The 9,915-nt window shown below is 72.8% G+C and carries 8 protein-coding genes; 4 read left to right on the top strand and 4 right to left on the bottom strand.

All coding sequences use genetic code 11. The annotated features are described in order from the left end of the window. The first annotated feature begins 46 nt into the window (after nucleotides 1-46). The 3 genes from ypfJ to hrpA are packed head-to-tail and all read left to right on the top strand — an operon-like array spanning nucleotide 47 to nucleotide 5,354. Nucleotides 47-943, top strand: coding sequence for a KPN_02809 family neutral zinc metallopeptidase (ypfJ, locus tag HGAM_RS11590; protein WP_019145662.1), 897 nt, complete (start codon nucleotides 47-49; stop codon nucleotides 941-943). Then, the gene (locus HGAM_RS19035; RefSeq protein ID WP_019145661.1) at nucleotides 940-1,710 is read left to right on the top strand and encodes a CPBP family intramembrane glutamic endopeptidase; all 771 of its coding nucleotides are present in this window, start codon (nucleotides 940-942) and stop codon (nucleotides 1,708-1,710) included. The genes ypfJ and HGAM_RS19035 overlap by 4 nt, the downstream gene beginning before the upstream one ends. After that, nucleotides 1,710-5,354, top strand: coding sequence for an ATP-dependent RNA helicase HrpA (gene hrpA, locus HGAM_RS19030; protein WP_019145660.1), 3,645 nt, complete (start codon nucleotides 1,710-1,712; stop codon nucleotides 5,352-5,354). Before HGAM_RS19035 ends, hrpA begins: the two co-directional genes overlap by 1 nt. A gap of 72 nt (nucleotides 5,355-5,426) precedes the next feature. Here the strand turns inward: hrpA and HGAM_RS11575 are convergent, their stop codons facing one another. Then, nucleotides 5,427-5,786, bottom strand: coding sequence for an FKBP-type peptidyl-prolyl cis-trans isomerase (locus HGAM_RS11575; RefSeq protein WP_019145659.1), 360 nt, complete (start codon nucleotides 5,784-5,786; stop codon nucleotides 5,427-5,429). A gap of 61 nt (nucleotides 5,787-5,847) precedes the next feature. On the opposite strand from HGAM_RS11575, the gene HGAM_RS11570 reads away from it, so the two are divergent. Then, entirely contained in the window at nucleotides 5,848-6,894 is a 1,047-nt protein-coding gene (locus HGAM_RS11570; protein ID WP_038951774.1) for a zinc-dependent alcohol dehydrogenase family protein, read from the top strand. 6 nt (nucleotides 6,895-6,900) lie between these two features. On the opposite strand, the gene HGAM_RS11565 is transcribed toward HGAM_RS11570, so the two are convergent. The 3 genes from HGAM_RS11565 to HGAM_RS11555 are packed head-to-tail and all read right to left on the bottom strand — an operon-like array spanning nucleotide 6,901 to nucleotide 9,913. Beyond that, the gene (locus HGAM_RS11565; RefSeq protein ID WP_019145657.1) at nucleotides 6,901-7,347 is read right to left on the bottom strand and encodes a MarR family winged helix-turn-helix transcriptional regulator; all 447 of its coding nucleotides are present in this window, start codon (nucleotides 7,345-7,347) and stop codon (nucleotides 6,901-6,903) included. 35 nt (nucleotides 7,348-7,382) lie between these two features. Then, on the bottom strand, nucleotides 7,383-8,591 hold the full coding sequence (locus HGAM_RS11560) for an acyl-CoA dehydrogenase family protein (RefSeq protein WP_019145656.1): 1,209 nt from the start codon (nucleotides 8,589-8,591) through the stop codon (nucleotides 7,383-7,385). Nucleotides 8,592-8,602: 11 nt separating this feature from the next. Beyond that, nucleotides 8,603-9,913, bottom strand: a complete 1,311-nt coding sequence (locus HGAM_RS11555) for an acyl-CoA dehydrogenase family protein (RefSeq protein ID WP_019145655.1) — start codon at nucleotides 9,911-9,913, stop codon at nucleotides 8,603-8,605. Nucleotides 9,914-9,915: the final 2 nt, after the last annotated feature.

The following is a 9,915-nucleotide window of genomic DNA, read 5'->3' as shown; positions in this document are numbered from 1 at the left end:
GGCGCTCGGCGGGCCGGGATGGGCTCGGCTCACTACGATCCGAGGGGTGAGCTTCAACGACGATGCGGGACTCGACACCAGCCAGGTCAGCGGCGGCGGCGGACGCGGTGGCGCCCTCATCGGCGGCGGCATCGGTGGCGTCGTCATCCTGCTGATCGGCGCGTTCCTCGGCGTCGACCTGTCCGGCCTCACCGGCGGCGGCTCGACGAACCCGTTCGAGACGAGCACCGTCTCCAGCAGCAGCGGCGACTTCTCCCACTGCAAGACCGGCGCCGACGCCAACCAGTACGACGACTGCCGCATCGTCGGCACCGTCAACAGCGTCCAGGACTACTGGCGCGACGCGCTCCCGGCCGACGTCGGACGTCAGTACCGCGACGCCCGCACCGTCATCTACTCCGGTGCGACCCAGTCGCCGTGCGGCACGGCGTCCAACCAGACCGGGCCGTTCTACTGCCCGACCGACGAGCGGGTCTACATCGACGCGTCGTTCTTCGACCAGCTGTCGAGCACCTACGGGGCCGACGGCGGCACCCTCGCCCAGATGTACGTGGTCGCGCACGAGTACGGCCACCACGTCGAGAACGTCCTGGGCATCCTCAGCAAGTACCAGGACGGCCGCACCGGCGCCACGAGCAACGGCGTACGCATCGAGCTCATGGCCGACTGCCTCGCCGGGGTCTGGGCCGACCACGCGGCGTCCACGCAGGACGACCAGGGGGTGACGCTCATCGAGCCGCTCACCCGGCGCGACATCGACTCGGCCCTGTCGGCCGCGGCCGCCGTGGGCGACGACCACATCCAGTCCGAGCTCGGCGGCGGCTCGGTGAACCAGGACTCCTGGACGCACGGCTCGAGCGAGCAGCGCCAGCGGTGGTTCATCGCCGGGTACGAGTCGGGCACCATCGGGGCGTGCGACACCTTCGCGACGAACTCGCTGTGACCACCGTCCCGCGCCGAGCGCTGCGGGCGGAGGTCTGGATCGTCCTGGGCCTGTCCCTGGGCCAGTCCGCGGTCTACGCCGTGGTCAGCCTGCTGCGCAAGGCGCTGTCGGACGCGGGCGTCGGCGGCTCGACCGCCACGCTCAATCCCACCCGCGACACGAACGCGTGGCTCGACCTGGTGCTGAACCTGCTCAGCATCGGGTTCGCCCTCGTCCCCGTCGCCTTGGCGCTGTACCTGCTCTCGGCCGACCGGCGCTGGGACCCGACGCTCCCCCGCGTCCGTGAACGGCTCGGGCTGCTCGGCGACCGTCCCGGCCACGACGTCGCCTGGGGCGCACTGCTGGCGGCGGTCATCGGCATCCCCGGTCTCGGCGTCTACTTCGCCGGACGCGCGCTGGGCGTCACCGCGGACGTCGTGGCCAGCGACCTGTCGGCGCACTGGTGGACCGTGCCCGTCCTCGTCCTGTCGGCCGTGCAGAACGCGGTCCTCGAGGAGGTCGTGGTCGTCGGGTACCTGTTCACCCGCCTGCGCCAGCTGCGCCGGGGCCCGGTCGCGATCGTCGTCGTCGCCGCCCTGCTGCGCGGCTCGTACCACCTCTACCAGGGCGTGGGGCAGGGGCTGGGGAACGTCGCGATGGGGCTTCTGCTGGGATGGTTCTACCTGCGGACCGGACGGCTGTGGCCGTTGATCGTCGCCCACACGATCCTGGACGTCGTCGCGTTCGTCGGGTACGCCCTGCTGGCCGACACCTTGGGACTGCGCTGATGAGCACGACGGAGAGCACGATGCGGATCGAGTACGACCCCGCGCTCCCGATCACCGACCGCCACGACGAGATCGCGGCGGCGCTGCGCGACCACCAGGTCGTGGTGGTGGCCGGCGAGACCGGCTCGGGCAAGACCACGCAGCTGCCGAAGATCGCCTACGAGCTCGGCCGCCGCGCGATCGCGCACACCCAGCCGCGGCGCATCGCCGCCCGCTCGGTCGCCAAGCGCATCGCCGACGAGTGCGGCGTCGAGCTCGGCACCGAGGTCGGCTACGCGGTGCGCTTCGACGACCAGCGCGGCGACGCGATCACGCTGCTCACCGACGGCCTGCTGCTGGCCGAGCTCAGCCACGACCGCGAGCTGAGCCGCTACGACACGATCATCATCGACGAGGCCCACGAGCGGAGCCTGGCGATCGACTTCCTGCTGGGCTACCTGGTCCAGCTGCTCCCCCGGCGTCCTGACCTCAAGGTCGTCATCACCTCGGCCACCATCGCGGTCGAGCGGTTCGCCGAGATGTTCGGCGGAGCGCCGATCATCGAGGTCAGCGGCCGCACGTTCCCGATCGAGATGCGCTACCGCCCGTTCGTCGAGCGCGAGGACGGCGACCCGCTCCAGGCCATCGCCGACGCGATCACCGAGCTGCCGCGCGAGGGCGACGTGCTCGTCTTCCTGTCCGGCGAGCGCGAGATCCGCGACACCGCCGAGCACCTGCAGGGCAAGAAGTGGCCGCGCACCGAGATCCTGCCGCTGTACGGACGCCTGTCGACGCAGGACCAGCAGAAGATCTTCGCCGCGCCGAGCGGGGGCCGGCGCATCGTGCTGGCCACCAACGTGGCCGAGACGTCGCTGACCGTGCCGGGCATCCGCTACGTCGTCGACCCCGGATTCGCCCGCGTCTCGCGCTACAGCCAGCGGCTCAAGGTGCAGCGCCTGCCGATCGAGCCGGTCTCGCAGGCGTCCGCCCGGCAGCGCGCCGGCCGCTGCGGCCGTGTCGCGGAGGGCATCTGCATCCGGCTGTACTCCGAGGAGGACTACGAGAGCCGTCCGGAGTTCACCGACCCCGAGATCCAGCGCACCAACCTGGCGTCGGTGCTGCTGCAGATGGCCGACCTCGAGCTCGGCGACGTCAAGTCCTTCCCGTTCCTGGACAAGCCGGACTCGCGGGCGGTGGGCGACGGCGTCGTGCTGCTCACCGAGCTCGGCGCGATCGTCCACGGCCGCGACGGCACCCCGCGGCTGACGAGGCTGGGCCGCACGCTCGCCCGCCTGCCGCTCGACCCGCGCATGGCCCGCATGGTGCTGGCCGCCGACCGGCTCGGCTGCCTGGCCGACGTCCTGGTCATCGTGTCGGCGTTGAGCATCCAGGACCCGCGTGAGCGTCCGCTCGAGCACCAGCAGGCGGCCGACGAGAAGCACTCGCGCTTCCGCGAGCCCGACTCGGACTTCCTGTCGTACCTGACCCTCTGGACGTACCTGCGCGAGCAGCGCGACCTCATGAGCCACTCGGCCTTCCGGCGCATGTGCCGCGACGAGTTCCTGCACTACCTGCGCATCCGCGAGTGGCACGACGTGCACTCCCAGCTGCGCCGCACGGTCAAGGAGCTCGGCATGAAGCCGGGTCGCAACGGCGCCGACCCCGACGCCGTCCACCAGGCCCTGCTGCACGGCCTGCTGTCGCACGTGGGCCTGCGCGAGGGCGACACCCGCGAGTACCTCGGCGCACGCAACGCGAAGTTCGCCATCTTCCCGGGCTCGGGCCTGGCCAAGAAGCCGCCGCGGCTCGTCATGGCCGGCGAGCTGGTCGAGACGAGCCGGCTGTGGGCCCGCGACGTGGCCAAGATCCAGCCCGAGTGGGCCGAGAAGGCCGGCGAGCACCTGGTCAAGCGCAGCTACAGCGAGCCGCACTGGTCGACCAAGCGCGGCGCGGTGATGGCCCGCGAGCGGGTGTCGCTCTACGGCGTCCCGCTCGTGGCCGACCGGCTCGTGCAGTACGGCAAGGTCGACCCGGTCGTCTCGCGCGAGCTGTTCATCCGGCACGCGCTCGTGCAGGGCGAGTGGCGCACGCACCACCGGTTCTTCGAGCGCAACCGCGCGTTCCTCGACGAGGTCGGCGAGCTGGAGGACCGGCTGCGCCGCCGCGGCCTGCGCGTGGACGACGAGACGCTGTTCGCCTTCTACGACGAGCGTGTGCCGGCCGACGTCGTCTCGGCCCGCCACTTCGACGCCTGGTGGAAGAAGGCCAAGCTCGAGCAGCCCGAGCTGCTCACGTTCGACCCGTCCATGCTGCTGGCCGACGACGTCGACGTGGACGTCGACGAGCTCTACCCGACCGAGTGGTTCTCCGACGGCGCGGCCTACCCCCTGACCTACCGCTTCGAGCCCGGCGTCGTCGAGGACGGCGTGACGGTCGACATCCCGCTGGAGCGGCTGCTGCAGGTCTCGGAGGGCGAGTTCGCGTGGGGCGTCCCGGGCCAGCGCACCGAGCTGGTCGCGGCGCTCATCCGCAGCCTGCCCAAGCAGTTGCGCCGCCAGCTCGTGCCCGCGCCGCAGCACGCCGCGACGCTGGCGCCCGCGCTCGACCCGGCCGACGGCGACCTGGGCACCGCGCTGGCGCGACAGGTCCGGCTCCAGACCGGCGTGGTCGTCGAGCCGTCCGACTTCGACTGGTCGTCGCTGCCGCCCCACCTGCGCATGACGTACCGCGTGGTCGAGGACGGCGACGAGCTGGCCCGCGGCGACTCGCTCGACGAGCTGCGCGTGCGTCTGCGCGACCACCTGCGCGCCGACCTGACCGAGACCGCCAAGGCCGAGGAGCGCACCGGCATCACCCGCTGGGACGTCGGCACCATCGAGCGCGCCATCACCGCGGGACAGGTCACCGGCTACCCGGCGCTGGTCGACGAGGGCGCGCAGGCCGGCGTCGCGCTGCGCGTGCTCGAGACCGAGGGCGAGCAGCGTGCCGCCATGGTCAAGGCGCAGGCCCGGCTGCTCTCGTACGTCGTGGCGACCCCGGTGCCTCAGCTGGGCCGCACGCTGGACGTGCGCACCAAGCTGCTGCTCTCGACCGGGCCCTACGCCGACGCGGCGGCGGTGATCGAGGACTGCTTCCTGGCCGCGCTGGACGAGCTCGTGGTCCGCCACGGCGGCCCGGCGTGGGACGAGGCGGAGTTCGAGCTGCTGCGCGAGCAGGTGCGGGCGGACGTGTTCGACGTCGCCGAGCAGGTGCTGCGCGGCGTCGTCCAGACGCTGCAGAAGCTGGGCGACGTGGTGCCCGTGACCGGCACCTCCGACGCGGCCGAGGACGCGAAGGTGCAGCTGTCGTGGCTCCTGTACCCGGGCTTCGTCCGGGACGCCGGCCTCACCCACGTGCGCCGGATGCCGCTCTACCTGGAGGCGATGCGTCGCCTGCTCACCGCCGGCACGCACCCGCACCTGCCCGACGTGCAGGACCTCGAGGCCCGCTTCTACGCGATCAGCGACCGGCTGCGGCCGTGGCAGCGCCAGGAGCCGGACGTGCGGCACGCGCGCTGGGCGCTGGAGGAGCTGCGGATCGGTCTGTGGGCCCAGGACCTGCGCACCGCGCACCCGATCTCGCTCAAGCGCATGACCAAGCTGCTGGACGCCATCGAGTCGCGCTGAGCACCGCCAGACGCACGAGGGCGGGCCCAGGATGATCCTGGGCCCGCCTTCGCGGTGTGGGTCGGTGCGTGCTCAGCCGACGCCGAGCAGGTCGATGACGAAGACGAGCGTCTTGCCCGACAGGTGGTGGCCGCGGCCGGTGCCGTAGGCCAGCTCCGGCGGGGCGACGATCTGGCGGCGGCCGCCGACCTTCATGCCCGGGATGCCCTGCTGCCAGGCGGCGATCAGCTGCGGCAGCGGGAAGCGCGCGGACTGGCCGCGGTCCCAGGACGAGTCGAACTGCTCGCCGGTCTCGAACTCGACGCCGACGTAGTGGACGTCCACGACGCCACCCTCGATGGCCTCGGGACCGTCGCCGACGACCAGGTCGGTGACCGTCAGCTCGGTGGGCGGGGGTCCGGGGATGAAGTCGACTTCAGGCTTCTCACTCATGGTCCCGATCCTCGCACAGGCCCGGGCGGCCGGCCGGGCGACGTCCTGGCACGATGGCGACATGCGCGCCACCGTCCTCCACGCCCCGTTCGACGTCCGCCTCGACACCGTGCCCGACCCGCAGCTGGTCCTCGACTCCGACGCCGTCGTCCGCGTCGTCGCGGCCTGCGTGTGCGGCTCGGACCTGTGGAGCTACCGCGGCGTCAACGACGTCACCGAGCCCAAGCGCATCGGCCACGAGATGGTCGGCGTCGTCGAGCAGGTCGGCAGCGACGTGAGCACGGTGAAGCCCGGTGACTTCGTCATCGCCCCGTTCGCCTACAGCGACAACACCTGCCCGGCGTGCCGGGTCGGCGTGCAGACCTCGTGCCGGCACGGCGGGTTCTGGGGCGGCGACGACCGCGACGGGCACTTCGTCGACGGGCTGCAGGGTGAGCTCGTGCGCGTGCCGCTGGCCGACGGAACGCTCGTCGCCACGCCGGGCATGCCCGACCCCGAGCTCGTCCCGCACCTGCTCACCCTGAGCGACGTCTTCCCGACCGGGCACCACGCCGCGGTCAGCGCGGGCGTCACCGAGGGCAGCACCGTCGCGGTCGTCGGCGACGGAGCCGTCGGCCTGAGCGCGGTGCTCGCCGCCAAGCGACTGGGCGCCTCTCGCGTGGTGGCGATGTCGCGGCACGCCGACCGCCAGGAGCTCGCCCGTGCGTTCGGCGCCGACGACGTCGTGGAGACCCGCGGCAAGGAGGGCGCACAGGCGGTGAAGGTGATCTTCGACGGACTGGGCGCCGACTGCGTGCTCGAGTGCGTCGGCACCGGTGCGTCGATGGACCAGGCGCTGCGCAGCGCCCGTCCCGGCGGCATGGTCGGCTACGTCGGCGTACCCCACGGCGTGACGCTGGACGTGCCGACGATGTTCGGCCGCAACGTGGGCCTCAACGGCGGCGTCGCGCCGGTGCGCGCGTACCTCGACGAGCTGCTGCCCGACGTGTGGGAGGGACGCATCCAGCCCGGACGGGTCTTCGACCTGAGCCTGCCGCTGGAGCAGGTGGCCGACGCCTACCGGGCCATGGACGAGCGCACCGCGATCAAGTCGCTGCTGACGCTCTGAGCCGGGTCAGGCCGGGTCGGGCGTCTCGTTGAGGCGCTTGACCAGGCGGGCCAGCGTGGTGCGCTCCTCGGCCGTCCAGCCCTCGAGCAGGCCGGCGAACCACTGGTGCACGTCGCGGCGGAAGTCCTTGAGCCGCACGGCGGCGTCGGCGGGCACGGTGAGCAGCTGGGCGCGGCCGTCCTCGGGGTCGGGCTCGCGCTCGACCAGGCCGAGCCGCTCGAGCGACGACACGGCGCGACTGATCGTCGACTTGTGGACGTCGAACGTCTCGGCGAGCTCGGAGGCACGGATGCCGTCGGGCGCGTCGTGGATGGCCACGAGGACGAGGTACGAGCCGTAGTCGAGACCGGGGTTGATGCTGGACAGCAGCCCCATGGTGCGGACGCGGGCGCGGCGGAAGAACCGGGTGAACTGCACGTCGACGTCGAAGTCGTCCGGCATCTGGTGAGGCACGGCGTCATCGTACCGGGCGTGCCCCACCTCACGGCTCAGCGAAGCTGTGCCGACCCCAGGCCGAGCAGGCGCCGCGCCACGATGAGCTGCTGGATCTGCTGCGTGCCCTCGAAGATGTCCAGGATCTTGCTGTCGCGGGCCCACTTCTCCAGCAGCTCGCCCTCGCCGTAGCCGACCGTGCCGAGCAGCTCGACGCAGCGCAGCGTGATCGCGTTGCCGGAGCGGCCGGCCTTCGCCTTGGCCATCGACGCCTGCATCGAGTTGGGTCGTCCGTTGTCGGCCATCCACGCGGCCTGGAGGGTGAGCAGGTAGGCCGCCTCCCAGTCCGCCTCGAGGTCCAGGTAGGTGGCGACCGCGTGGCTCTGCCGGCCCGGCGCGCGGTCGGGGTCGAGCGTCTCGCCGGCCTCCTCGAGCAGCTCGCGGGTGCGCTCGAGCGCGGCGCGGGCGCAGCCGACGGCCATGCCGGCGACGAGCGGACGCGTGTTGTCGAACGTCGCCATCGCGCCGGCGAAGCCCTGGGAGGTGTCGACGTCCGGGCTGCCGAGCAGGTTCTCGGCCGGCACCCGGCAGTCGTCCAGCACAATGACGGCGGTGTCGGAGGCCCGGATGCCGAGCTTGTGCTCCAGGCGCTCGACCCGGATGCCGGGCAGCGACTTGGGCACGACGAACGACTTGATCGCCGCGCGCCCCTTGGCCCGGTCGAGGGTCGCCCACACCACGACGGAGTCGGCCCGCTCCCCCGACGTCACGAAGATCTTCTCGCCGTTGAGGACGTAGTGGTCGCCGTCCTTCACCGCAGTGGTGGTGATCTGGGCCGAGTCCGAGCCGACGCCCGGCTCGGTGATCGCCATGGCCGCCCAGGTGCCCTTGAACCGCTCCAGCTGCTCGTCGGTGGCGACGGAGGCGATGGCCGAGTTGCCCAGGCCCTGGCGGGGCATCGACAGCAGCAGCCCGACGTCGCCCCAGCACATCTCGATGACCGACAGCACCGACGCCATGTGGGTGCCGTTGCGGACGCCCTCGTCGCCGGCCTCGCTGCGGCGCACGCCGCCGGCACCCGCGCCGTGGCCGTTGCCCGAGTCGTTCATGCCGTCGACGAGGGAGGCGAGCAGGTCGAGCTCGACCGGGTAGCTGTGCTCGGCCAGGTCGTACTTGCGCGAGTTGGCGCGCAGGAACTGGTCGGCCACGTCGTGGGCCTGCTTCACGAAGCCGCGCAGGCGGGCGGGGGTCTCCAGGTTGATCATCGCGGTCCCCCTCAGACGAGGAGTGCTCCTTCCATGACGCCGACGGCCCGCAGGTCGCGGTACCACCGCTCCACCGGGTGCTCCTTGACGAAGCCGTGCCCACCGAGCAGCTGGACGCCGTCGGTGCCGATCCGCATGCCGTGCCGGGCGGCCAGGCTGTGCGCGATGCCCGCCTCGCGGGCCAGGTCCAGTCCCTGGTCGGCCCGGGACGCGGCCCGGCGGACGGCCAGGCGCATCCCCTCCAGCTCGATGGCGATGTCGGCGACCATGAACGCGACCGCCTGGCGGTGGGCGATCGGCTCGCCGAACGCCTGCCGCTCCAGCACGTACTGCTTGACGTAGTCGAGGACGGCCTGGCCGGTGCCGACGGCCAGGGCCGCCCACGCGACACGCGCCCGGCGCAGGGCGTCGCGGTAGTCGTCGCCGTCGCCCAGCAGCGCGTCCGGCCCGACGGCGACGCCGTCGAGCGTGAGCCGGCTCAGCGCGGCTGCACGCAGGCCCATGCCGGGGTCGGGCGCGACGCCCAGGCCCTCGGCGCCGGACTCGACGACGAACAGCCGCGGCCCCTCGCCCTCGAGGTCGGCAGCGACCACGAACAGCTCGGCGTCGGTGCCCCGGACGACGGCCGACTTCACGCCGTCGAGGCGGAACCCGTCGGCGGTGCGCACCGCGGTCGTGGCGGGCGCGGTCGGGTCGAACAGCGGCTGCGGCTCGGTGACCGCGAGCGCGGCGGCGGGGACGTCGTCGCCGACGAACGCAGGCAGGTAGGTCTGCTGCTGGACGTCCGTGCCGTAGAGCGTCAGCGCCGTCGACACCGCCGCCGGCGACAGGCACGCGACGGCCTGGCCCATGTCTCCGTGCGCGAGCGCCTCGGCCACGAGCGCGGCGGTGACCGCCGAACGCTCCTCGGCCAGGCCGCCGAGCGACTCCGGCACCCCGAGCTGGCTCAGGCCGAGCTCGTTCGCCTGGGCGAGCACCTCGGGCGAGGTGGCGTTCGCCGCCTCCGCGGACTCGGCGGCCGGGCGCAGCAGCTCGGCGGCGAGCTCGCGCACGACGCCGACGATCATGTCCTGGTCGTCCGTCGGGGTGAGGTCGAAGACGCCGGTCGAGCGTGCCGTCGCCGGCCGGACCGGCTGCCCGGAGCCGCCCCGGCGGGCGAACGCACGGCCCGCCCGCGTCGCGGCGGTGAAGCCCACCCGGGCTCCGTGGTAGACCGACCGCTCGGCCGGACGGCGCAGGTTGAGCCGGTCGAGCAGCGGCGATCCGGCCAGCCGGTTGAGGACGGCCAGGCCGGCGGCCATCGGGTCGGTGCGCACGGGCATGG

The organism is Aeromicrobium massiliense JC14 (assembly GCF_000312105.1).
GTDB classification, from domain to species: Bacteria; Actinomycetota; Actinomycetes; order Propionibacteriales; family Nocardioidaceae; genus Aeromicrobium; species Aeromicrobium massiliense.
This window is presented reverse-complemented; position numbering and strand designations above follow the sequence as displayed.